The following is a 20,808-nucleotide window of genomic DNA, read 5'->3' as shown; positions in this document are numbered from 1 at the left end:
CCGGTCCTGGGGTTGAAGGGGCGCGCAACCCGGCGGGTACCAGCGCCCTGACATCAATGGACAACGGCGCTGGCGGCCAACACTTAAATCGACGGGCCCTTCTAGTCGACGATAAAGCCCCCCGGGCCCGACTGGCCCAGCAGTTCGCGGGCGCATTGCGCCGCCTGGCCGACGGTGGCCACGGCCAGGAATGGCACGCCGAAGGCGCGGGTCATCTTTTCGCCGCGCTTGCGGATCTTGTCCAACGCTTCGGCATTGCCCTCCACGGCGATGAATGCCCGGCAGCGGGCCTTCAGGCGCGGCATGTTGGCGGTCTGCCATTCGATCATGGCCTTGCGGTCGGCCTGGCCGGCTTCCTGCCGCATGTCGGGCACGACCATGACGAAGCTCTGGGGGTTGTTTACCAGCATTTCCATTTCGCGTATCCAGCTGGCGGAATAGCCGTCGGGCGCGCCGCCATGCCTGGACGTGACGATGGGAAACTGGGACAGGTCGTGGAAGAAAAACTGTTCGTGGTTCATTCGAATTCTCCGTGAGGAAGGGCGGCGGCGTTCTTGCCGCAGCCGCAGTGGCCGTAAAGCACCAGGCTGTAGGAGTCCAGCAGGAAGCCGCTGCGCTTGGCGATCTTCCTGACCAGCTGGCCCATGGCCGGGTCGCTGGACTCAAGGATCCGTCCGCAATCGGTGCAGACCAGATGGTCGTGGTGTCCTTTGTCGTTGAGCTCGTACACGGTGGTGTGGGCGTCGAGCTGAGTTCGTTTGAGCAGGCCGGCGCCTTCAAGTTGCGTGATGACGCGATAAACGGTGGCCAGTCCGATGTTGCTGCTGTCTGAGAGCAGGTTGCGGTAGATGTCGGCCGGGCTCATGTGCAGGCCGGCGTGCTGATAGAAGAGGTCCAGGATCTTCATGCGCGGGAAGGTGGCCTTGATGCCGGCATGGCGCAGTCTTGAGTGGTCCATGGGAGGTTTTCCTTGCGTGGCTGATATCCAGGTGAGAATGATGTACATTTCCAACTGGATCCGCTCACCGGAAACCGTCAACCTGTAGCTCAAACCTGCCAACCATGCTTCACGTGGCCGTTGCGCCTCCCCTGCCGGACGTATTGCTGACGCCGTTCAGCGTCCAGGGACGGCGTGAATCCAAAGGCATTGCCGTACCCTCTCATGTCCATGACGAGGGCATGCTGGTGCTCGTGCACGAGGGGCTGGTGCTGGTGCAGGCGGGCGCCCAGGTTTGGACGGTGATGCCGGGCAGTTTGGGCTGGATTCCGCCCGGCGTGCAGCACGGCGCGCGCTGGTTCGGCGAGGCGCGCGGGTCCTTCCTGTATGTGCGCCGCGACGCCTGCGGGCGCCTGCCGGACCGCTGCCGCTCCTGGCCCGCGTCCAGGCTGATCGAAGCCCTGATGGACCGCTTCACGTCGGTCCAGCCGAACACGACCTTGTCTCCCGCCTACCAGGAACAGTTGTTCGATGTGCTGCTGGAAGAGCTCAAGCAGCGCGAGCATGAACCCGTGCTGTTGCCCATGCCTGTCGATCCGCGTTTGCAGGATCTGGCCAATACGCTGCTGGACCGGCCCGACGACACCGCTGGCATCGATGAGTGGGCGCAGCGCCTGAGCATGTCCTCGCGCACGCTGATGCGCCGTTTCCGCCAGGAAACGGGCGTTACGCTGGGGCAATGGCGCCAGCAGGCGCGCTTGTTGCGCGCCCTGGAGCTGCTTTGCCGCGGCGGCTCCGTCACCGAGGCCGGCCTCTCGGTGGGTTACGAGAGCACCAGCGCCTTCATCGGCAGCTTCCGCGCCGCCTTCGGCGTGACGCCTACGCGCTACCTGGCCGAACGCGAGTAGTTCAGCCCCCCGGCCGTGGGCTTTACGGATTTTCACGGTTCTCCGACAGTTTTGCCGATCTTCCCGGACACCCCCTGCCTAGTATGACGCCAGGGTCGGACAGGCCTTTTCGTCCTGCCCGCCATGCTTCAGGGGTGTTTCATGAATGACTTGTTTTTATTGGCGTTGCCGCCGTCCGGGAGTGCGCCGTGAGCCAGCAACGCGTCGGCGCGCTGCTTATCCACGGCTTGGGCGGCACAGAATTCGACATGGGCGCCATGCACAAGGTGCTGGCGCGCGCCGGGGTCGAACCCCACGGCGTGACCTTGCCCGGCCATGCCGGTTGTCCGGAAGACCTGCTTGATGTGACGGTCGAGGACTGGATGGCGGTGGTCACGCAGCGCTATCGCGAACTTTGTGCGCAATACGAGGTACTGCATGTCATCGGCATGTGCCTGGGGGCGCTGCTGGCGGTGGAGCTATGCAAGCGCGAATCGCACACGCGCGGCGCGTTGGTGTCGCTGTCCGCGCCGGTGTTCCTGGATGGATGGAGCACGCCCTGGTACCGGGCCGTGCGCTACCTGGTGTATCGCCTGCCGGGCCTGCGGCGGCGGATTCGCGTGCGCGAGGAAGATCCATATGGAGTCAAGAGCGAACTGGTGCGCGCCTTCATCAAGGCGGGGTTCGCGCGCGGCGACGGTTTCCATTACCAGTGGGTGCCGCTGGCTTGCGTGCGCCAGGTGGACCGGTTGCGCGGCATGGTGCGGCGCGGGCTGGAGCGCATGCGCTGCCCGACTTTGATCATGCATGCGGAAGAGGACGAGCTGACCAGTCCGCGCTCAGCCCGCTTCCTGGAGCGGCGCATATCCCAGTCGACGGTGGTGATGCTGGAGGACAGCTATCACATGATCTGCGTGGACCAGGAGCGCGAACGCGTGATGCGCAATGTGCTGGGCTTCCTGGGCAAGGACCCCGACATCGTCCGAATGCGCAAGCGGGTTCGGGCCCCCGCGGCCGATGTCTGCTCCAGGCAGGCGATGCTGGCGCAGGCCGGCCATTCCTGCGCCGGCTGAAACCCGACTCAGGCCGCGGCGGGCTGGTTGGGGTGCAGCGGGCCTTGCGGGTCGTTCTCGGCGTCCGGCCGGGGCGGCACCGGGGCCAATCCCAGCGCCAGGCGCAGGCGCTGGCAATCCGGATTGGGCGAGCCGTCCGGCATCCAGATGTCGAATTCCCGGCACGGCGTGGGGCGGTTTTCGTAGATGGCGCAATGGATGCCGGGCTGGCCGAGTTCGCCGCGCAGCGAGATGCAGCGGCCGCCGCCGGTTTCCGTGCCCTTCATGCACGCGCGCAGCGGGCTCATCTGGGTGACCAGTTCCACCGGCACATGGCCGCCGTTCTCGCCTGCCAGTTCGCCGCAATAAAACGACACCCTGAAATGCGCACAGCACGCCCCGCAGTCCAGACAGGGGTTGGCGGCCGGGTCGTCGCCTGCCAGGACGGCGGGAGAGACGAAGGAAATGAGAGAGGACTCTAGCAGGGACATGGCGCGCGGAAGGCTGAAAACCTGTCCAGGCCCCGGCTGGCTCGCAAAACGGGCTGCATGATGCAGACCCCCCGTGCAGCGCCGGGATGCGCGCGGACAGGGCCGGCGCGGGATCAGGGCTGCAAATAGTAGCGGGATATGATCGGCGGCCGCCATGCTTTTTTTGCGCATGGGCGGACTTTTATCGGGGACGTTGCTGCGGTAGCATCGGTAGCCCCGATAGCGCCCAGGAGCCTGCCTTGAACGCCAACATCGAATCCCCCGACGGTCTGATCCGTTGCGGCTGGGTGGACACGTCCGCCGAGTACATGGCCTACCACGACACTGAATGGGGCTACCCCGAGGGCGACGACCGGGCGCTGTTCGAGCAGCTTTGCCTGGAAGGATTCCAGTCGGGTTTGAGCTGGCGCACCATCCTGTCCAAGCGCGACGCCTTCCGCCGCGGCTTCGCCAACTTCGAGCCCGCCAAGGTGGCGCGCTTCGGCGAAAAAGAGGTGTTGAGGCTGCTGGACGACGCCGGCATCGTGCGCCATCGCGGCAAGATCGAAGCCGTCATCAACAATGCCGCCCGTGCGCTGGAAATGATCGAGCGCGAAGGCTCGCTGGGCGCCTACCTGTGGCGCTTCGAAGCCCCGAAGGGGGCGCCGTCGACCCGCGGCGCCTCGACCTCGGCGCAATCCGAGGCCTTGTCCAAGGCGCTGAAGAAACTGGGCTGGAAATTTGTCGGGCCCACCACCGTCTACGCTTTCATGCAGTCGGTGGGCATGGTGAATGACCACAGCCCCGATTGCCATTGCCACGCCGCCAGCGAGAAAGCCCGCAAAGCGTTCAAGCGGCCGGCGTAGCGGCCGCGGGGCAGGGAACTCACAGGGCCGGCTTGTCGCCGGAGGCGGAGGATGCGCCAGCCTGTTCCGGCAGGCTGTAGCGGCCTTCGCGATAGGCCCAGCTGGGCCACAGCGCATGCGCCAGCGCCTCGGCCGCCAACTCGGGATCCAGCGGCACGGGTGCGTATTCCTCGGGCGCCGTGTAGCGATATTGCAGCGGCGTCTTGTTGGGCGCCATCACTAGCAGATCGTCTTCCTTCAGATAGCCGTAGGTGTTGTCGTACTGCATGATCGCCCGGCCTGGCGTGCTGCGGGTAAGGTCGTGGCCGATCATCGGGTGCTCGGTGTCCACGCCTATCAGCGACAGCAGGGTCGGCGCCAGGTCGATCTGGCTGATCAGGCGGTCGTCGCGGCGCGGCTCGATGCCGGCGCCCAGGATCACGGCCGGAATATGGAAGTGGCGCACGGGCACCAGGCTGGCGCCGAAGACGCGGGAATCGTGGTCCGCCGCTATCAGGAACACGGTGTTTTCCCAGTACGGCGAGGCTTTGGCGCGTTCAAAGAAGCGGCCCAGCGCCCAGTCGGCGTAGCGCACGGTGTTTTCCACGGTGGCCGGGTTGCCGTCGGTCTGGATGCGGCCTGCCGGGTACTCCCAGGGCGAATGGTTGGACACGCTGAAGGCCAGCGTGAAGGTGGGCTGGTCGCCGTCTTCGCGCAGCAGCCGGTCCAGCTGGTTGAACATGTCTTCGTCCGACGCGCCCCAGGTGCCGACGAAGGCCGGGTCCACGAAATCGGGCCGGTCCACGATCTGCTTGAAACCGTTGCCCAGGAAGAAGCCCTTCATGTTGTCGAAGTGCGATTCGCCGCCGTAGATGAAGCGCGAATGGTAGCCATGGCGTCCGAGCAGGTCGGCCAGCGAGAAGAAGCCGCGCTGCGAGCGCGGCAGCTTCAGCACCGCCTGCGCCGGAGTGGGCAGAAAGCCCGTGACCACCGCTTCCAGCCCGCGCACCGAGCGGGTGCCGGTGGCATAGGCGCGGGTGAAGGTCCAGGCTTCGCGTGCCAGGGCGTCCAGTTCCGGCGTCAGGTCGGCTCCGCCCAGGCCGGCGCAATACTGCGCGCCCAGGCTTTCTTCCAGGATGATCACCAGGTTCAGCGGCCGCGCCGTTTTGCGGGTGGCCACCTGGCGGTGCAGGCTGGGGTAGTCGGGGTTGGCGGGCGGGTTGGGCAGGCCGGCCTGGGCCAGCACCCTCGCGTGCATCTTGTCGTCGTCCATGCCGCCGTACACGGCGGAGGCGGACTTTTCGTTCTTCATGCTGTAGACGGCATAGAACACGTTATAGAGCGAGTTCAACGCCAGCGTGTTGAGCATGCCGTCCGAGCTATAGGCGACCGAGGACGGGTTGATCGGGCGGTGGCCCAGCGTGCCGCGGATGGCCAGGATGACGATGGCCAGGATCGCCAGACTGGCTAGCGGCATCTGCCACCAGCTCAGTTGCGCGTCGGGCAGGGCGTGGCCGAACAGGCCGTAGGCGCCCCAACCAATGAGGCCCACGACGGCCAGACCGCCCACCAGTGCGCCCTTGTAGCCGCGCCAGAGCATGCCGGAGACTTCGCGCGGATGCTTCAGGTATTCGACGAACAGGCGGTTGGGGCGGGAGTCGTATTCCAGGATGAAGGGCGGGGTGGCCACTTCCAGGAAGGCCAGCAGGATGAAGGCGACCAAATACCAGTAGCCGGCCAGCGTGGCGGCCAGCGGGATGTGTCCGAACAAGGGCGACAGCACGGCCGGCAGCGCCGCCAGCACGGCGATCTGGTGCGCGTCGATGCGCAGCCCGCCGAGCAGCAGGGGGAGGAGCCCCCCGGCATCGCGCACGCGCTTGGACTGCCAGGCGGCCAGCGCCAGGCGGCTGAGCGTCAGCAGCGCAAATGCCGCTACCACGAAAATCAAGGTCGAATGCCGCATCGGGCCTCCAGGTTGTTCTGCTGCCCGGTCAGAGGGGCCGGGGTCTGTCGTTCAGGCATTTGAGCGTGACCGGCGTCGAAAATTCGGTAGGCGCCGACGTCTGGGTCACATTTCGCCGTAGGAAGCCATTTCGGTTTGTAACCGACCGTCCCAGGGCTGGGCACGCGCCATGCTGCGCAAACCCCGGCTGGCACGCGCCGGGCGCCACCGCCTGGAGAGCCGGGCGAGGAAAAATCCGCACACATTATGGGGCCGGAAAGCCTGGCTGGCCCTGCGGGCCGCGATACCCTTAAAGGTAACGAGGGCCGGTAGCGGTGCGCCGGCCGCAATGCCAAGGATAATAACCATGACGCGCTCAGGAAAAATAGCGATCGGGATTGTAGGGGGAGCGGCGCTCCTCGTGGCGATTTTGGTGGCGGTGATCGCCACCTTCGACTGGAACCGCGCCAAGCCCTTCATCAACGAACGGGCCAGCGCCGCGATCGGACGCCCCTTTGCCATCAACGGCGATCTCAGCGTCAAATGGACTCGCGAGCCCGATGAAGGCAGCTGGCGGGCCTGGGTGCCATGGCCGCATGTGATTGCCAACGATATCTCGGTGGCCAATGTGCCCTGGGCCAAGGCCCCCCAGTTCGCAACCCTCAAGCGCGGCGAGTTCAGCCTGGCGCTCCTGCCGCTGTTGCGCCAGCGCGTGGTCATCCGCCGCATCCAGCTGACCGAACCCGCCGCCGATTTGCAGCGCCTGGCCGACGGCCGCGCCAACTGGGAATTTACGTTGCCAGAAACCGGCGAGCCTTCGCCCTGGGTGCTGGACATCAACGAGATCGGCTTTGACAAGGGCCGCGCGGCGCTGGTGGACGAAGTCCTCAAGGCGGACCTGACCGTGATGGTGGATCCGCTGGGCAAGCCAGTGCCGTTCGCGGACGTAGCCGGGGCGGCCTTTGCGACACCGGAGGGTGGCGCCGCGACGTCGCCGCGCGACTACGTATTCGGCTGGAAGCTGGACGGCAAGTTCAAGGGCCTGGCCACCAAGGGTGAAGGCAAGGTTGGCGGCATGCTTGCCCTGCAGGACGCCAGCCAGCCTTTTCCTGTGCAGGCGGACGTGACCATCGGCGGTACCCGGGCGTCAGTCGCGGGGACCTTGACCGATCCGGTCAATCTTGGCTCGCTGGATCTGCGTTTGAAGCTGTCGGGCGCGTCCATGGCGCAGCTGTACCCGCTGACGGGTGTCACCCTGCCGGACACGCCGCCGTATTCCACTGACGGCCATCTGGTGGCCAAGCTGCGCAATCCCGGCGGGGCGGTGTTCGACTACAAGGATTTCAACGGCAAGGTAGGCAACAGCGATCTGCATGGCGACATCAGCTTCGCACTGGGTATGCCCCGGCCCAAGCTGACCGGCAAGCTTTCCTCCAAACAATTGCGCATGGAGGACCTGGGGCCGCTGATCGGCGTGCCGTCGGGCAAGGTGGCGGGCGCCGCAACGGACAAGGCCAAGGACGCGCCGGCCAAGCCCAAGGGCGGCAAGGTGCTGCCCACGCAGGCATTCCGCACGGACCGCTGGCGTGACATGGATGCGGACGTTGCGCTGGACGCCGGCCGCATCGTGCACGACAGCAAGCTGCCGCTGTCGGACCTGTCCGTGCACCTGGTGCTGCAGGACGGCAAGCTGACGCTCGACCCCCTGCGCTTCGGCATGGCCGGCGGCAACATCAATTCCACCATACGGCTGGACGGCTCCGGCTCGACCCTGACCGGGCGCGTGGACATCAGCGCGCGCCGCCTGCGGCTCAAGCAGCTGTTTCCCGCCACAGCCGCCATGCAGAAAACGCTGGGCGAGCTGAATGGCGACATGGCGGTGAGCGGCGCGGGGAATTCGGTGGCCGCCTTGCTGGGCACGGCGACGGGCGATGTGAAAATGCTGGTCAACGATGGCGTCATCAGCCGCAGCCTGATGGAGATCGCGGGGCTCAACGTGGGCAACTACGTCGTCTCCAAGCTGTTCGGCGACGACGAGGTGAAGATCAATTGCGGCGCGGCCGATCTGGAAATGAAGAACGGCGTCATGACGCCGCGCGTGTTCGTGTTCGACACCGAGAACGCGCTGATCAGCATTACCGGCACGGCTGACTTCAAGAACGAGAAGATGGACCTGGACATCACCCCGGACAGCAAGGGCTTCCGCATCTTCTCGCTGCGCTCTCCCTTGTATGTGCGGGGTACGTTCGGATCGCCGGACGTGGGCGTGCATGTGTTGCCGCTGGCGGCGCGTGGCGTGGGCATGGTGGCCCTGGGCGTACTGCTGACGCCGGCCGCCGGGCTGTTGGCGCTGGTTGCGCCCAGCACCACCGACGACAATGCCTGCGGCCCCTTGCTGAAGGAGATGCGCGTGCCGCCCAAGGCCCCGCCGCCCGCTCAGCCCAAAGGCAAATAGGGCTCAGGCCGGCGAGGCCCGGCGCGCTCCGGCCTGGGCATCGTCGTCCGCGACGCAGACGGCGTTGCGGCCATGGTTCTTGGCGTAGTAGAGCGCCTGGTCGGCGCGCTGTAGTACGGCGTCGAGCGTCGCGCCATGTGCGGGGTAGGCCGCCACGCCTGCCGAAATGGTGAGGGGCGTGGCGACGGCGCCCGGCTCCGTGGCAATGCGCTGGCGCAGCCGCTCGACCAGCGCGATGGCGGCTTCCAGGGGGGCGCCGGGCAGCAGCATGACGAATTCTTCGCCGCCGGCGCGCGCCACGGTGTCGCCGCTGCGCGAACCTTCGCCCATCAGCTTGGCCAGGGACTGCAGTGCGCGGTCTCCCACCGCGTGGCCGTAGCGGTCATTGATGTGCTTGAAGTGGTCAATGTCGATGACCACGGCGGCCACCGGTTGCTTCTCGGCTTGCAGCAGCGCCAGCGCCTCGTCCATTCCTCGCCGGTTCAAGAGGCCCGTCAAGGTATCCGTGGTGGTTTCACGGCGCAGGTCGCGGATCTTGTGATGGATCGAGGACAGGCCCGCCAGCAGCGCGCGCTTGAGTTGCGCGGCTTCAAAGTACCAGGAGCGCACGTCGCGGATGCGATCCGCCGAATCCGCGTTCTGCATGTGCTTGGCGATGCCGGCCAGTTCGCCTAGCGGCCGGGCGATCCAGCGCGACAGCAGCCAGATGGAGGCCACGGAAAGCAGCAGCAGGGGCAGGGTATGGAGAGCCGTGGTCAGAAGCAGATCGCCCAGGGGCTGCAACGTGGCGTCGACGTGGCGTTGCGCGATGATGCTCCAGCCCATGCCGGGCACTGGCGCATAGCCCGTCAGCAAGGCGTGGCCGTCGTCGTCGGTGAAGCGCATTTCACCGGTTTCGCCCCGCAAGGCGGGGGCGAACGCGTCGGATTTGGAGACGCTTTGTCCCAACCGGCCGCGGTCGGGGTGATAGATCAGGGTGCCGTTGCGATCGATGACGTAAAGAGAGGAGTCGCCGCGGTAGAAGTGCTGGCTCAGCAGGTGATCCAGCATGTTGTGCTCATGCAGGTAGAGAGTGCCGCCGAGAAACCCCAGATAGCGGTGGTCGGCCGAGAAAATAGGGTGGGTGTACAGGATCAGCCAGCGGTTCTTGAGGTCCATGAACGGAGGGCTGACCGTGGGGAGCAAGGTTGCCTGCGCGCGCCTGACGGCCTCGCTGTTCAGCTGCTGGCCCAGCAACGCGCGGTCCGATGTCGATGCCGCCAGTACCTTGCCTTGCGGCGACACGACAAACGTGGAGTTGAATTGGCCGAGTTGCCGTTCCTGCCGCTGCGTCTCGGCCACCATGTGTTCGGGGTGCACTTCCATGTCGGCCAGCATTTCCGCGCTATACGACAGATAGTTTCTGAGGTCGGTCAGGAACACGTCGGTCACGGAAGCCAGCTTGGACGCGTAGGCCTGATTGAGTTCCAGCGCGGTGCGCAGCAGAAGGTCGCGCTGCACCAGGTAGCTGGCATGCAGGCTGCCCATCAGCGCGAGCACAACCGACAGCAAGCTGATCCACAGGATGAGATGCCGCAGATTGATCCGGAACATGACGTTATCCGTTGGGTATGCTTTCGGTCAGCGCGTCCCAGGCTCTCATTGCCTGTCTGGCCACGGCTTGCAAGGTCTTGCGGCTGGCGCCGTCGCGCGCCTGGATCGACATGCCGTGCAGCACGGTGGTGTAGAAGGCGGCCAGGCTCTTGAGGTCGGCGCCGGCCGGCAGTTCGCCATGCGAGGCGCCGGCATTGAGGCGGGCCAGGATGCGGCTTTGCATGTCGCGGCGGTTGTCGCCCAGGAAGTCGCCCACGCCGGCCTGAGTTACGCAGCCTGCCGGCGCGCTCAGCACGATCATGCAGCCCGAGGGCGTGCCGGGAGCGGTGAAGCGTTCGGCGGACGCCAGCAGCATGGACTGGATGGCTTCGCGCGCCGTGGGCGCTTCTTGCAGCGCACGCCGGGCCGAGCCACCCTCGGTCTCGCGGTAGAGCTCCACCGCTTCGCGGAATAGTCCTTCCTTTGAGCCGAATGCGCCATAGAGGCTGGGCGAATTGATGCCCATCGCCGCCGTGAGGTCGGTCAGCGATGCTCCGTCATATCCCTTCGACCAGAAGACGTCCATGGCCTTGCGCAAGGCCTGGGCACGGTCGAAGTTCCTGGGGCGCCCACGTTCTGCCATAGGCGTGATTTTACCCGGCAGGGATTTTTGTGGTGATTGATAAAAAAATAGTTGACGGGCGATGGAGGGCTCGGCGAATATATTTGTACTGATCACTACAAATATGGATATCGCAATGCCGAATCTGACTGGAAAAATTGTCTTCGTCACCGGCGGCAGCCGGGGTATCGGGGCCGCCATCGTGCGCCGCCTTGCAGCCGATGGCGCCGACGTGGCGTTCACTTACGTGAGCGCCTCCTCGGCCGCCGGTGCGCAGGCGCTGGCGCGTGAACTGTCGGTGGACGGGCGCCGCGCGCTCGCCATCCAGGCAGATGCGGCAGACGCGTCCGCAGTCCGCGGCGCGGTCGACCGGGCCATCGCCGAGCTGGGCCCCATCGACGTGCTGGTCAACAACGCCGGCATCTTCCTGACCGGCGCGATAGGCGAGACCAGCCTCGACGACTACGAACGCACCATGGACGTCAACGTGCGCGCGCCCTTCGTCGCCATCCAGGCGGCACAGGCGTCCATGCCGGACGGCGGACGCATCATCAACATCGGCAGCTGCCTGGCAGGCCGCGCGGGCCGCGCCGGTGTCGCGCTGTATGCCGCCAGCAAGTCCGCGCTGGTCGGCCTGACCCAGGGCCTGGCGCGCGACCTGGGCGCACGTGGCATCACCGCCAACGTAGTGCACCCCGGCCCGATCGACACCGACATGAATCCCGCCGACGGCGCGCATGCGGCGGACCTGGTGGCGGTGCTGTCCTTGCCGCACTACGGTGAAGCGCGTGACATCGCCGGCATGGTGGCGTTCCTGGCCGGGCCGGAAGGGCGCTACGTCACGGGTGCGAGCCTGGCGGTGGACGGCGGATTTGCGGCTTGAGGCCGGTCTGGAAAAAGTTTTTTCCACCTGACTTGCACAAACCCAAAAAGCTGCATATAATCTTTCTTCTTCGCACTACACACATAACGAAACGCAGCGGCAGCGGACTAAACAACGCGCAGCAAAGCGGACGAGACTGAGTGAAGTTGCAGGGCTGTTAGCTCAGTTGGTAGAGCAGCGGACTCTTAATCCGTAGGTCGAGTGTTCGAGCCACTCACAGCCCACCAGAATTTCAAAGGCCGTTGACGTCATCGTCAACGGCCTTTTGTTTTTGCCGCGTCAAGCTGATGTCAGGGCAGGCTGCGTGAATCGCCGGGTGTAGGGAAAACGCATCCGCGCAGCGGTGGAAAAAGCGCGATGGCGGGGCATGGACTTTGATATGATTGCTAATCATTCTTATTCCAGTATTTCCTCGCGCGCACCATGTCCGCTCCCGATACCGCCCGCCACGCGGCCTTGTTGACCTGGTACAGCGATCATCATGGCTGGCTGGTCGGGTGGCTGCGCCGCAAGCTGGGCTCGTCCTGCGACGCGGCTGATTTCGCGCAGGACACCTTTGTGCGGTTGATCGGCCGCGACGATCTGGCGGCGATCAGGACGCCGCGCGCCTACCTCACGACGACCGCCACCCGGCTGGTGATCGACGACGCACGGCGGCGCAAGCTTGAGGCGGTTTGCCTGGAAAGCTGGGCCATCCTGCATGGCGGCGAGACATCGCCCGCTCCCGAACAGTTGTTGGAAACCGTCGAGATCCTGGCGGAACTGGCGCGCATGCTCGATGCCTTGCCCGCCAAGCCGCGTAGCGCCTTTCTGCTGCATCGGCTGGAGGGATGGAACTACGGCGAGATCGCGGTCGAACTGGGCGTCTCTTCCAGCATGGTGAAGCAGTATGTCGCGCGCGCGCTTGCCCATTGCTACTTGGTGATGGAGGCGGCGTGAAGGCAGAGGCTATCCCTTGCGTCGTGGCGAACGCGGCCCAATGGATGGCCACCTTGCGCGATGAGTGCGCGAGCGACGCCGACCGCGAAGCCTGTCTGCGGTGGCGGGCCGCGGATCCCGAGCACGAACGGGTCTATCGCCGGCTTGAGGATCTTTGGGGAAGTTTCGACCGGGCCGCGGCCTTCGATTCGCCTGCGGCAGCCCGCCGCATCCTGGAGCAGGCCGACCGCAAGCCGCGTACCGGCCGCCGCGCACTGGGAGCGGCCGCGCTGGCATTGCTGGTGTGTGGGGCCGGCCTGTGGCGCATGGCGCCGCCGGCCTGGCTGCTGGCCGATCACCGCAGCGGAGTCGGCGAGTGGCGCGTCATCGAACTGGACGACCACAGCCGCATTACCTTGAACAGCGATTCGGCGATCGACGTGCGCTTCGATGCCCGGCAACGGCTGATCACCTTGCGGCAAGGAGAGATCCTCGTCGACGTGGCGCACGAGGACGCGGGACGGCCCTTCGTGGTGCAGACGCCGGACGGCACGGCGCAGGCGCTGGGCACGCGTTATGCGGTGCGGCGCGGCGACGGCCATACGGATGTGGTCGTGCAGGAATCCCGCGTGCGGGCCTGCGCTCAGGCTCCCGCGCCGGTGTGCGCCGATCTGGCGGCGGGGCAGCGCGTGCGCATGGGCGCGGGCCAAGTCGGCGAGGTTGAACCAGTAGACGCAGAACAGGCGCTAGCCTGGACACGGCACAGCCTGGTGGTGGATAACCAGCCACTGGCCGATGTGCTGGCGGAGCTGAGCCGCTACCGCAAGGGGCGCCTGCAGTACGACGCGGGTTCACTGGATGGCCTGCGCGTGTCGGGCGTATTCCCGCTGGAAGCGCCCGATCAGGCCCTGGCATCGCTGGCGGCCAGCCTCCCCATCACGGTCAGCCGATACACGCCCTGGCTGGTGCTGGTGCAGCGTCGTTGAAAAAAAATCTGCATTCCGCTGTCCCTGTCGCGGTTTGCTTCGTCATGACTCATGAGTAGCCATCAATCTGGAGAGGGTCGTCCGCTCATGAGTCATTCCAAGTTCACAGTGCGCATCTTGCGCGCGCTGTCCGCCGCGGCCGCGCTGGCCGCGGTTCATCCCGTCTGGGGGCAGTCGTCGACTGCGTCCGTTGCGGCAGTTGCCCGCACGGTCAACGTGCCGCCCGGTCCTCTGGCTCCCGCGCTGAATCGCTACGCCGAGCAGGCCGGCCTGATCCTGTCGTTCGATCCGGCGTTGACTGCCGGGCTGCAAAGCCCGGGCCTGTCAGGCACGGTGGCGCCCAGGGAGGCGTTCGCCGGCTTGTTGGCAGGCACCGGGCTGGAGGCGATTGCGCGCGGCGAGGCAGGCTATACGATCCGGCGCGCGTCCGGCGCTGCCGCCAGCACGCTGGAGCCGATCACGGTGCACGGCAGCGGCGAGCAGGCCTGGGGGCCGGTCGACGGCTATGTCGCGCGTAACAGCGCGACCGCCACCAAGACCGACACGCCGCTGATCGAGACACCGCAGTCGATCAGCGTCATCACCCAGGCGCAGATGGCGGCGCAGGGCGTCAGCCGCGTGGACGAGGCCTTGCGCTATAGCGCAGGGGTGCGCACCGAGCCCATCTACGACACGCGCCGCGGCACCTACTATGTGCGCGGCTTCAACGTCGCCAACAACGGCCAGTATCTGGACGGCCTGAAGCTGGCCTACTCGGGCGGCTACGGCGGCTGGGAGGTCGACCCCTACACGCTGGAACGTCTGGAAGTCCTGCGCGGCCCTTCGTCCGTGCTGTACGGGCAGACCGTGCCGGGCGGACTGGTCAACCAGGTCAGCAAGCGTCCGCTGGATACGCGCAGCGGCGAACTGGCGGTGCAGTACGGCAGCTTCGACCGCAAGCAGCTCTCCGGCGACTTCACCGGTCCCCTGGACGATGCGGGCCAGTGGCTCTATCGCCTGACGGCGGTGGGGCGCGAGGGCGGCACGCAGACCAACCACGTCGATGACGACCGCGTCCTAGTGGCGCCGTCGCTGACCTGGAAGCCCAGCGCGGCGACCTCGATCACGCTGCTCGCGCAGTACCAGCACGATCGCACGGGCAATACGGCCAACTTCCTGCCCGCTGCGGGCACGCTCTGGCCGGTCGCCAACGGCCATATTCCGGTGGACTTTTTCACGGGTGACCCGACCTTCGACCAGACCGATCGGCGCAAGGCGCAGATCGGCTACCTGGCCGAGCATCGGGTCAACGACCAGCTGACGCTGCGCCAGAACCTGCGCTATTCCACGCTGGACGTCGATTACCGCAGCCTGGGGGCGAACGGAGGCTGGGTGCAGACGCGTGAACCCTACACCGACCTGCGCCGCATTTCGCTGGTCAGCAAAGAGGGCTTCCACCTGTTCACGCTGGACAACCAGGCGCAGTTCAATCTTGCGCATGGGCCGGTGGCGCACACGCTGCTGCTGGGCGCGGATTATCAGGAATCGCGCTTTGACCGGCTCTACGGCTTGCGTACGGCCGCGGTGGATCCGATCAATGTGTGGGACCCGGTGTATGGGCGGCCGTTCCCCGGCGCGACACCGCAGGCGTCCAACGATACCAATCAGGTGCGCCGGCAGTTCGGCCTGTATGCGCAGGACCAGATCAAGTTCTACGACAAATGGGTGCTGCAACTGGCCGGCCGCTACGATTGGGCGCGTTCCACCACGGGCGAGACGATCCTGCGCACCGGCGTGGAAACCACGACCCGCAGCAACGACGAACAATTCAGCGGCAAGGTCGGGCTGGTTTACCTGGCCGACAACGGCCTGGCGCCTTACGCGTCGTACACCGAGTCTTTCGAGCCGGTGGCGGGCGCGGGCTACGGCGGTACGCCATTCGAGCCCACGCGCGGCAAGCAGTATGAGATCGGCCTGAAGTATCAGCCGGCGGGCGCCCGCAGCTTCGCGCAGGTCTCGCTCTTCGACCTGCGGCAGACCAATGTGTCGACCGCGGACCTGGCCCATCCCGGCTTCAGCGTGCAGACCGGCGAAATCCGTTCGCGCGGCATCGAGCTGGAAGGCACCTGGGAAGTCACGCCGCAGTTGAACCTGCTGGCGTCCTACACCTACAACGACGTCAAGGTGACCAAGGCGGCGCGGACGGCGGTCAACCTGGGCAAGCGTCCGCCCTACATTCCCGATCACATGGCGTCGCTGTGGGCCGATTACCGCCTGTCGGCGACGGGGCCGCTGGCCGGCCTGTGGTTCGGCGCGGGCGTGCGCTACATGGGGTCGACCAATGACATTCCGGATGCGGTGCATGTGCCTGCCTACACGCTGGTGGACGCGGCGCTGCGCTACGACATGGGGAGCTACCAGTTCTCGCTGAACGCCAGCAACCTGTTCGACAAGCGCTATGTGGCGGCGTGCGACAGCGTGACAAACTGCTATTACGGTCTGGAGCGGACCATCATGGCGCGGGTGGCGTACCGCTGGTAGCGCGATTAAGTTCAGGCTTAATTCTGGGTAAACGCAGGTTGAACCACAGCGGCTGCGTTGCTCTTTATAGTGGGTCCGTACCCACCCGAGAGAGCCGCACATGTCCAGTCCCGCCGCAGTACCCGCCTATCCCCGGGCTGTGTTGTTCGACCTGCTGACGGCCTTGCTTGATTCCTGGACCGTATGGAACCGCGCCGCCGGCTCCGAGGCCGCCGGACGCGCCTGGCGCGCGGAGTACCTGCGCCGCACTTATGGTTGCGGCGCCTATCAACCCTATGAGCGCCTGGTGCAGGAAGCCGCGTCCGCGGTCGGCCTGCCGGCATCCGCACCCGCCGCGTTGGAGGCGGGCTGGGACGAGCTGCCCGCCTGGGATGGCGCCCGTGAATTGCTGCAGGCCTTGCGGCCGCATTGCCGCCTGGCCGTGGTCACCAACTGTTCCGCCCGCCTGGGCCGGCGCGCCGCCGGTTTGCTGGGCGTGGACTGGGACGTGGTGGTGACGTCGGAGGAGGCGGGCTACTACAAGCCCGACCCGCGCCCCTATGAGCTGGCCTTGGCCCGATTGCAGGTGCAGCCGTCCGAGGCCGCGTTCGTCGCGGGCTCGGGCTACGACATGTTCGGCACCAGCAAGGTGGGCCTGCGCACGTATTGGCATAACCGGGTGGGACTGACGCTGCCTGAAGGCGCGGCGCAGCCGGAGCTGGAATCCGCGCGGCTGGAAGCGGCGCTGCCGTGGCTGCAGCGGTTCAACGCGGCCTGATGGCCGGCCGCCGTGGATGCCGCGCGTCAGTCGGCCGGCAATGAAATCGCATCCCCCAGCCCCTTGACCTCCTTCAGCACGAAAGAGGTGTAGACCTCCTTCACGCCGGGCAGGGCGCCAAGCACGTAGCGCGCCAGGTCGCCGAACGCGTCCAGGTCGCGGGCGATGACCGTCAGCTGATGGTCGTAGCGGCCCGACACGCAATGGCAGGTCAGCACCTCCGGCACGTCCTTGATGGCGTCCTCGAACGCCTTGACGTGCTCGGCGCCCTTCATGTCCAGCGAAATCCAGACGAACGCGGTTACTCCGAAGCCAAGCTTCTTGACGTCGACCTCGGCCCGGTAGCCGCGGATCACGCCCTCGTCCTCCAGGCGCTTGACGCGTCGCCAGCAGGGGGAGGGGGTGAGCGAAACGCGCTCGGCCAGATCGGCGCTGGAAAGCCGCCCGTCGACCTGCAAGGCGGCCAGGATCTGCAGGTCCGTGGGATCGAAATTCTTGCTTTGCACGATTTTTCCAAGAAATTGAAGGTTTCGCTAATTTCAATCCAAAATATTACACATTCGCGTCGAAAATTCGGAAATATTCGCGATTCCGCTCCGGTATCTTTGTTCGATTGCTGGAGGGGGCGTCGACGTCATGAATGCTCCCCGTTTGAACACTATGGAGCAGACATGAAAGATCCGAATCCGATACGCAAGAAGCTGTTGGCCCTGGAGCCTTCCGAGGGGTGCTGGCTGACCCTGGCGAGCCCGGCCGTGGCCGAGGCGATTGCGCATTGCGGCTTCGACTGGCTGGTCGTCGACATGGAGCATGCGCCCAACGACATGGCGGGCCTGACGGCGCAATTGCAGGCCATCGACGCGGCACGCGCGCATGGCGCCGCCGCGTATCCGGTCGTGCGCGTGACGGTGAACGACGCCGCGCTGGTGAAGCGCGCGATGGATTGCGGCGCCCAGACGATCATTTTCCCGAACATCGACACGGCCGAGGACGCGGGCCGCGCCATCGCGGCCATGCGCTTTCCGTGCGAAGGCAATGGCGGCGTGCGCGGCGTGGCGGGGCTGGTGCGGGCCGGCATGTACGGGCAGGACCCTTCCTACGTCAGGCGGGCCAATGAGCAGGCCTGCGCGATCCTGCAGATCGAATCGGCGCAGGCGGTACGCAACGTGGCAGCCATTGCCGCGCTGCCTGGGGCGGACTGCCTGTTCGTCGGCACCGCCGACCTGGCCGCCAGCCTGGGCCGGCTGGGAGACATGGCCCATGCCGAGGTGCGCGAGGCCGTGGGCCGCGTGATCGACGCCGGCCGCACGGCGGGCAAGGCGGTCGGCATTTTCGCCAACGATCCCGAAGAGGCCGCGCGTTACCGCAAGCTGGGCGTGCAATTCATTGCGCTGCACTCCGACGTGGCCTGGCTGGCCCGCGGCGCCCGCCAGGCGCGCGCGCAGTTCAGCGAGGCATGCCGCTGAGGCGGCGGCGCGATCTCAATCTACTGGCAAGACAGGAACAGGCATGAATACAGCAGTATCTACCGGCGGCGCCACGGCGAGCGCGCGCGCCAGCGTGCAGAGCTTGCGTTCGTCGCAAATCCGCGAAGTCGCCAATGCGGGCATGGGCCGCGCCGACGTGCTGCCCTTCTGGTTCGGCGAACCCGACGAGCAGACGCCGCCCGCGTTCCGCGACGCGGCCATCGCCCACATCGCTTCCGGGCAGACCTTTTATGTACAGACCCTGGGCGTGCCCGCGTTGCGCGAACGCCTGGCCGGGTATGTGAGCGGGCTGCACGGTCAACGTGATGTGGACAACATCGCAGTCACCAGCTCGGGCACGTCGGCGCTGATGACGGCCGTGCAGGCCATCGTGGGCGCGGGCGATCACGTGGTCGCCGTGACGCCCTTGTGGCCCAACCTGGTGGAAATGCCCAAGGTGCTGGGGGCGCGCGTGACGACGGTTGCGCTGTCGTTCTCCGAGAGCGGCTGGCGCCTGGACCTGGACGCCTTGCTCAGCGCCCTGACGCCGGACGTGCGCGCGCTTCTGGTGAATTCGCCGAACAACCCGACGGGCTGGGTGATGACCGCCGAGCAGCAGCGCGCGGTGCTGGAGCACTGCCGCAAGCACGGCATCTGGATCATTTCCGACGACGTGTATGAACGCTACTACTACGAAGGCGCGGTGGCGCCCACCTTCCTGGACATTGCTGCGCCGGACGACCGGGTCGTCAGCTGCAATTCGTTCTCCAAGGCCTGGCTGATGACCGGCTGGCGCGTGGGCTGGGTCGTGGTGCCGCGCGGGCTGCTGCCGGAAATCGGCAAGCTGATCGAATACAGCAACACCTGCACGCCGGGTTTCGTGCAGACCGCCGCGCTTTGCGCGCTTGAACAGGGCGAGCCCGTCATCGCGCGTACCGTGCAGCGGCTGCGGCTGGCGCGCGACCATCTGGCGTCGAAGCTGTCGCAGGTGCCCGGGGTTGAACTCGCGGGTGCGGCGCCGGGGGCGATGTACACCTTCTTCCGCATTCGGGGCGTGTCGGACAGCCTGGTGTTCTGCAAGGATCTGGTCGTGCGCGGCGGGCTGGGCCTGGCGCCGGGCATGGCGTTCGGTCCCGAGGGCGAGGGCTATCTGCGATGGTGCTATGCCAGCGCGCACGAGCGCCTGGATGAAGGCGTGGCTAGACTGGCGCGCTTTCTGGATGCGGCGCGGAGCAAGGCTGCCTGAGCGCCAGGCCTCAACCTTAGGGTACGACCCATGAATACTGCAGAGCTTCCCCGTTCCCTGGAATGGATAGAACGGCTGGTGCGTTTCGACACGACCAGCCGCCTGTCCAATCTGGGCTTGATCGAAACGGTGCGCGACCACCTGGCCGCGACCGGTCTGGCGCCCCGATTGATCTACAACGCCGACGGCAAGAAGGCGAATCTTTTCGTGACCGTGCCTGCCGCGGACGGCGGCACCCAGGGCGGGGTGGTGCTGTCCGGCCATACCGACGTGGTGCCGGTGGACGGCCAGGCCTGGAGCAGCGATCCGTTCGCGCCCGAGGTGCGCGATGGCCGCCTATATGGCCGCGGCACTTGCGACATGAAGGGCTTCATCGGAACCGCGCTGGCCATGCTGCCGTCATTCACGTCGCGGCGTTTGCGCGTGCCGCTGCATCTGGCGCTGAGCTATGACGAGGAGGTCGGCTGCCTGGGGGCGGACATCATGCTGCGTGAATTGGCCAAGCTGGATATCCGCCCCGATAGCTGCATCGTGGGCGAGCCCACCGAGATGCGCGTCATTTCCGCCCACAAGAGCAGCAATCTGTACCGCTGCACCGTGCATGGGCATGCTGCGCATTCTTCGTTGACGCCGCGCGGCGTCAACGCGATCGAATATGCGGCGCGCGCCATCTGCCACATCCGCGACATGGCCGACGCCCATCGCCAGAACGGCCCTTTCGACCAGGACTTCGAGGTGCCGTACACCACGGCCAACACCGGCACGATCTCGGGCGGCTTGTCCGTCAACACGATCCCGGACCGTTGCCAGTTCGAGTTCGAATTCCGCACCATCCCGGGCGTGCTGGCGCCAGATGTGATCGGCGGTTTGCGCCGCTACATCACTGGCGAGCTGCGCGACCGCATCAAGGCGGAGAACCCGCAGGCCGACATCGAGCTGGAAGCGCTGGCCGAGGTGCCCGGTTTCGATACCGCCGCCACCGCCGAGATTGCGCGGTTGGCGCAGGCGCTGACTGGCGCGCGCGGCACCGAGAAGGTGGCGTATTGCACGGAGGCCGGCCTGTTCCAGCGGGCCGGCATGACGGCGGTCATTTGCGGTCCCGGCAATCTGCAGCAGGCGCACCGGCCGGACGAGTATGTCGCGCTGTCGCAGATCGGCCTGTGCGAACAGTTCATGGAAAAGCTGGCGGGCCATCTTGCGATGGCCGGCCAATGAGTTGATCGATCGTTAATTTTTAGAAAATAACAGAG

The 20,808-nt window shown here is 66.2% G+C and carries 19 protein-coding genes and 1 tRNA gene; 13 read left to right on the top strand and 7 right to left on the bottom strand.

The genetic code is table 11. The features are described from left to right. Positions 1-101: 101 nt before the first annotated feature. Together AC1RHV_RS24800 and AC1RHV_RS24795 are read right to left on the bottom strand one after the other, a co-directional pair. On the bottom strand, positions 102-521 hold the full coding sequence (locus AC1RHV_RS24800; protein ID WP_054457562.1) for a hypothetical protein: 420 nt from the start codon (positions 519-521) through the stop codon (positions 102-104). Further along, positions 518-958: a Fur family transcriptional regulator gene (locus tag AC1RHV_RS24795; RefSeq protein ID WP_054457561.1), complete on the bottom strand. Its 441-nt coding sequence runs from the start codon at positions 956-958 to the stop codon at positions 518-520. The genes AC1RHV_RS24800 and AC1RHV_RS24795 overlap by 4 nt, the downstream gene beginning before the upstream one ends. 104 nt (positions 959-1,062) lie before the next feature. On the opposite strand from AC1RHV_RS24795, the gene AC1RHV_RS24790 reads away from it, so the two are divergent. Together AC1RHV_RS24790 and AC1RHV_RS24785 are read left to right on the top strand one after the other, a co-directional pair. After that, the gene (locus AC1RHV_RS24790) at positions 1,063-1,845 is read left to right on the top strand and encodes a helix-turn-helix transcriptional regulator (RefSeq protein ID WP_119451421.1); all 783 of its coding nucleotides are present in this window, start codon (positions 1,063-1,065) and stop codon (positions 1,843-1,845) included. A gap of 188 nt (positions 1,846-2,033) precedes the next feature. After that, positions 2,034-2,897 (top strand): alpha/beta hydrolase, encoded by an 864-nt coding sequence (locus AC1RHV_RS24785; protein WP_119451422.1) that lies wholly within the window; start codon positions 2,034-2,036, stop codon positions 2,895-2,897. Between the two features lie 8 nt (positions 2,898-2,905). On the opposite strand, the gene AC1RHV_RS24780 is transcribed toward AC1RHV_RS24785, so the two are convergent. After that, positions 2,906-3,367, bottom strand: a complete 462-nt coding sequence (locus AC1RHV_RS24780; RefSeq protein WP_059373686.1) for a YkgJ family cysteine cluster protein — start codon at positions 3,365-3,367, stop codon at positions 2,906-2,908. A 239-nt stretch (positions 3,368-3,606) separates the two neighbouring features. On the opposite strand from AC1RHV_RS24780, the gene AC1RHV_RS24775 reads away from it, so the two are divergent. Next, a complete protein-coding gene (locus AC1RHV_RS24775; RefSeq protein ID WP_119451423.1) occupies positions 3,607-4,212 on the top strand; it encodes a DNA-3-methyladenine glycosylase I in 606 nt (201 codons plus the stop codon). A gap of 19 nt (positions 4,213-4,231) precedes the next feature. Here the strand turns inward: AC1RHV_RS24775 and AC1RHV_RS24770 are convergent, their stop codons facing one another. Further along, positions 4,232-6,154 carry an LTA synthase family protein gene (locus AC1RHV_RS24770; RefSeq protein WP_192353537.1) on the bottom strand — a complete coding sequence of 641 codons (1,923 nt, stop codon included), beginning with the start codon at positions 6,152-6,154 and terminating at the stop codon, positions 4,232-4,234. A 346-nt stretch (positions 6,155-6,500) separates the two neighbouring features. On the opposite strand from AC1RHV_RS24770, the gene AC1RHV_RS24765 reads away from it, so the two are divergent. After that, complete coding sequence (locus tag AC1RHV_RS24765; protein WP_492302197.1) at positions 6,501-8,588, top strand: AsmA family protein; 2,088 nt, start codon at positions 6,501-6,503, stop codon at positions 8,586-8,588. A gap of 3 nt (positions 8,589-8,591) precedes the next feature. Here AC1RHV_RS24765 and AC1RHV_RS24760 read toward each other — a convergent pair whose 3' ends face one another. Both AC1RHV_RS24760 and AC1RHV_RS24755 read right to left on the bottom strand, forming a co-directional pair. Continuing rightward, positions 8,592-10,181 carry a sensor domain-containing diguanylate cyclase gene (locus tag AC1RHV_RS24760; RefSeq protein ID WP_175213798.1) on the bottom strand — a complete coding sequence of 530 codons (1,590 nt, stop codon included), beginning with the start codon at positions 10,179-10,181 and terminating at the stop codon, positions 8,592-8,594. A gap of 4 nt (positions 10,182-10,185) precedes the next feature. Continuing rightward, positions 10,186-10,803 (bottom strand): TetR/AcrR family transcriptional regulator, encoded by a 618-nt coding sequence (locus AC1RHV_RS24755; RefSeq protein ID WP_492302196.1) that lies wholly within the window; start codon positions 10,801-10,803, stop codon positions 10,186-10,188. A 115-nt stretch (positions 10,804-10,918) separates the two neighbouring features. On the opposite strand from AC1RHV_RS24755, the gene AC1RHV_RS24750 reads away from it, so the two are divergent. The 6 genes from AC1RHV_RS24750 to AC1RHV_RS24725 all read left to right on the top strand — a co-directional run bounded on the left by AC1RHV_RS24750 (position 10,919) and on the right by AC1RHV_RS24725 (position 16,846). Continuing rightward, positions 10,919-11,665, top strand: a complete 747-nt coding sequence (locus tag AC1RHV_RS24750; RefSeq protein ID WP_492302195.1) for an SDR family oxidoreductase — start codon at positions 10,919-10,921, stop codon at positions 11,663-11,665. A 151-nt stretch (positions 11,666-11,816) separates the two neighbouring features. After that, positions 11,817-11,892: transfer RNA gene (locus AC1RHV_RS24745), tRNA-Lys, on the top strand. Between the two features lie 196 nt (positions 11,893-12,088). Next, positions 12,089-12,604, top strand: coding sequence for a sigma-70 family RNA polymerase sigma factor (locus AC1RHV_RS24740; RefSeq protein ID WP_054457552.1), 516 nt, complete (start codon positions 12,089-12,091; stop codon positions 12,602-12,604). Further along, entirely contained in the window at positions 12,601-13,569 is a 969-nt protein-coding gene (locus AC1RHV_RS24735; RefSeq protein WP_492302194.1) for a FecR family protein, read from the top strand. Before AC1RHV_RS24740 ends, AC1RHV_RS24735 begins: the two co-directional genes overlap by 4 nt. 87 nt (positions 13,570-13,656) lie before the next feature. Further along, positions 13,657-16,089, top strand: coding sequence for a TonB-dependent siderophore receptor (locus tag AC1RHV_RS24730; protein WP_492302193.1), 2,433 nt, complete (start codon positions 13,657-13,659; stop codon positions 16,087-16,089). A 100-nt stretch (positions 16,090-16,189) separates the two neighbouring features. After that, on the top strand, positions 16,190-16,846 hold the full coding sequence (locus AC1RHV_RS24725) for an HAD family hydrolase (RefSeq protein ID WP_492302192.1): 657 nt from the start codon (positions 16,190-16,192) through the stop codon (positions 16,844-16,846). A gap of 26 nt (positions 16,847-16,872) precedes the next feature. Here the strand turns inward: AC1RHV_RS24725 and AC1RHV_RS24720 are convergent, their stop codons facing one another. Then, complete coding sequence (locus AC1RHV_RS24720; RefSeq protein WP_054457549.1) at positions 16,873-17,352, bottom strand: Lrp/AsnC family transcriptional regulator; 480 nt, start codon at positions 17,350-17,352, stop codon at positions 16,873-16,875. Positions 17,353-17,517: 165 nt separating this feature from the next. Here AC1RHV_RS24720 and AC1RHV_RS24715 point away from each other — a divergent pair, with 165 nt between their 5' ends. From AC1RHV_RS24715 to argE, 3 genes are read left to right on the top strand one after another with little or no spacing between them, the layout of a single operon-like run. Beyond that, a complete protein-coding gene (locus tag AC1RHV_RS24715; RefSeq protein WP_175213803.1) occupies positions 17,518-18,312 on the top strand; it encodes an HpcH/HpaI aldolase family protein in 795 nt (264 codons plus the stop codon). A gap of 43 nt (positions 18,313-18,355) precedes the next feature. Further along, positions 18,356-19,558, top strand: a complete 1,203-nt coding sequence (locus AC1RHV_RS24710) for a pyridoxal phosphate-dependent aminotransferase (protein ID WP_492302191.1) — start codon at positions 18,356-18,358, stop codon at positions 19,556-19,558. Between the two features lie 30 nt (positions 19,559-19,588). Further along, positions 19,589-20,773 carry an acetylornithine deacetylase gene (gene argE / locus AC1RHV_RS24705; protein ID WP_192353541.1) on the top strand — a complete coding sequence of 395 codons (1,185 nt, stop codon included), beginning with the start codon at positions 19,589-19,591 and terminating at the stop codon, positions 20,771-20,773. Positions 20,774-20,808 lie beyond the last annotated feature (35 nt).

The sequence above is a fragment of the Achromobacter sp. GW823-FHT04E03 genome (genome assembly GCF_058796095.1).
Note: the sequence above shows the minus strand (reverse complement) of the source record. Positions and strands in the feature narration are given on the sequence as shown.

Excerpts from the sequence above, each read along its gene's own strand:
- AC1RHV_RS24715 (WP_175213803.1), top strand. The coding sequence starts at position 17,518 with ATGAAAGATCCGAATCCGATACGCAAGAAGCTGTTGGCCCTGGAGCCT.
- AC1RHV_RS24795 (WP_054457561.1), bottom strand. The coding sequence starts at position 958 with ATGGACCACTCAAGACTGCGCCATGCCGGCATCAAGGCCACCTTCCCG.
- AC1RHV_RS24730 (WP_492302193.1), top strand. The coding sequence starts at position 13,657 with ATGAGTCATTCCAAGTTCACAGTGCGCATCTTGCGCGCGCTGTCCGCC.
- AC1RHV_RS24755 (WP_492302196.1), bottom strand. The coding sequence starts at position 10,803 with ATGGCAGAACGTGGGCGCCCCAGGAACTTCGACCGTGCCCAGGCCTTG.
- AC1RHV_RS24725 (WP_492302192.1), top strand. The coding sequence starts at position 16,190 with ATGTCCAGTCCCGCCGCAGTACCCGCCTATCCCCGGGCTGTGTTGTTC.
- AC1RHV_RS24780 (WP_059373686.1), bottom strand. The coding sequence starts at position 3,367 with ATGTCCCTGCTAGAGTCCTCTCTCATTTCCTTCGTCTCTCCCGCCGTC.
- AC1RHV_RS24765 (WP_492302197.1), top strand. The coding sequence starts at position 6,501 with ATGACGCGCTCAGGAAAAATAGCGATCGGGATTGTAGGGGGAGCGGCG.
- AC1RHV_RS24800 (WP_054457562.1), bottom strand. The coding sequence starts at position 521 with ATGAACCACGAACAGTTTTTCTTCCACGACCTGTCCCAGTTTCCCATC.
- AC1RHV_RS24770 (WP_192353537.1), bottom strand. The coding sequence starts at position 6,154 with ATGCGGCATTCGACCTTGATTTTCGTGGTAGCGGCATTTGCGCTGCTG.
- AC1RHV_RS24760 (WP_175213798.1), bottom strand. The coding sequence starts at position 10,181 with ATGTTCCGGATCAATCTGCGGCATCTCATCCTGTGGATCAGCTTGCTG.
- AC1RHV_RS24740 (WP_054457552.1), top strand. The coding sequence starts at position 12,089 with ATGTCCGCTCCCGATACCGCCCGCCACGCGGCCTTGTTGACCTGGTAC.
- AC1RHV_RS24710 (WP_492302191.1), top strand. The coding sequence starts at position 18,356 with ATGAATACAGCAGTATCTACCGGCGGCGCCACGGCGAGCGCGCGCGCC.
- AC1RHV_RS24750 (WP_492302195.1), top strand. The coding sequence starts at position 10,919 with ATGCCGAATCTGACTGGAAAAATTGTCTTCGTCACCGGCGGCAGCCGG.
- argE (WP_192353541.1), top strand. The coding sequence starts at position 19,589 with ATGAATACTGCAGAGCTTCCCCGTTCCCTGGAATGGATAGAACGGCTG.
- AC1RHV_RS24790 (WP_119451421.1), top strand. The coding sequence starts at position 1,063 with ATGCTTCACGTGGCCGTTGCGCCTCCCCTGCCGGACGTATTGCTGACG.